This window comes from Sphingomonas segetis, assembly GCF_009720245.1.
Lineage (GTDB): Bacteria > Pseudomonadota > Alphaproteobacteria > Sphingomonadales > Sphingomonadaceae > Sphingomicrobium > Sphingomicrobium segetis.
On record NZ_WJSQ01000286.1, the window covers coordinates 1 to 1,307 of the forward strand.

The window sequence follows — 1,307 nt, forward strand, 5'->3', positions numbered from 1 at the left end:
GGTGACCGACGTGGATTCCGCCGGAGCAACCGAGACGGCGCGGGCGATCGTCGCCGATGGCGGCGCCGCCTGGCCGAGCGGCCTCGATGTTTCCGACCGCGGCGCCTGCGAGGCGATGCCGGCCGGCTTCGGAGGGGAGCTGGGACCTTTGTCGATCCTCGTCAACAATGCCGGGATCATCGTCCCGGGCCGGGTCGGGGACGAGGGTTCGGCGGTGAACTGGGACCGGACGATCGCGGTCAACCTCACCGGACCGTTCAACATGTGCCGCGCCTTCCACCCGCAGCTGCGGGAGACGCGTGGAAGCGTGATCAACATCGCCTCGATCCGCTCTTTCGTCGCGGCCGGCAACGCGGCCGCCTATGCGGCGTCCAAGGGCGGCGTGATGCAGCTGACCAAGGCGCTCGCGGTCGAATGGGGCGACGAGGGGATCCGGGTCAACGCGATCGCCCCGGGCTTCGTCCATTCCGACCTGGTTCCGCCGGGCGAGAAGACGCCGCAGCGGGAGTCGGCGATCGTGGCCCGGACCCCGCTCGGCCGGCAGGGCGAGCCCGACGAGATCGGCGGAGCCGCGGTGTTCCTCGCCTCGGACGAAGCGCGTTTCGTGACCGGCGCGGTCATCCCGGTGGACGGCGGCTATCTCGCCGGCTGAGCTCAGCCCCGGACCCGGGCGATGATCTCGTCGTAGCTCGACGGATCGACCAGGGCGTCGATCAGGAACGGCTCGTCGAGAGCGGCCGCTTCCCTGAACGCGGAGTCGAGCTCCGCCCTCGTCGATGCGCGGCGGGCGCGCCAGCCGAACCCCTCGGCGATCCTGGCGAAGTCGGTGCGGCCGAAGGAGATGCCCGAGCGCGGGAGCTGGCGCCGGCGCTGCTTGGCCTCGATCAGGGTCAGTGCCGAATCGTTGAACAGGACGACGACCGGCGCGGCTCCGCATTCGAGCGCGGTCCCGAGCTCGCCGAGGCACATCATCAGCCCGCCGTCCCCGGTGAACGCGACCGTCTTGCGCTGCGGGTCGGCAAGCGAGGCTCCGATCGCGGCCGGAAGCGCGAACCCCATGGTCGAGAGGCCGCGCGAGATCAGCGAGCGGTCCGGCTCCGCGCATTGCCACAGGTGCAGGACCGGCAGCATGTGCGCCCCGGCGTCGATCGTGATGCGGCTGTCGGCCGGCAGATGCTCGATCGCGCAATCGACCACCGCCACCGGCGAGACGCCGCCGGCCGGCTCGACCCGGGCGGCGCCCCGGATCCGTTCCCTGTGCCGGGCGAGCTCGCCCGCCGCCCACCCGCTCGAATCGGTGTCCGCGG

The 1,307-nt window shown here is 72.0% G+C and carries 2 protein-coding genes; one reads left to right on the forward strand and one right to left on the reverse strand.

The window, feature by feature from the left end:
• Window positions 1-652: SDR family NAD(P)-dependent oxidoreductase (locus GH737_RS14800; RefSeq protein WP_155265524.1), on the forward strand; the 652-nt coding region annotated here is incomplete at its 5' end.
• A 2-nt stretch (window positions 653-654) separates the two neighbouring features.
• Here GH737_RS14800 and GH737_RS14805 read toward each other — a convergent pair.
• A partial coding sequence (locus GH737_RS14805; protein ID WP_196233249.1) for a thiamine pyrophosphate-dependent enzyme occupies window positions 655-1,307 on the reverse strand: 653 nt, incomplete at its 5' end.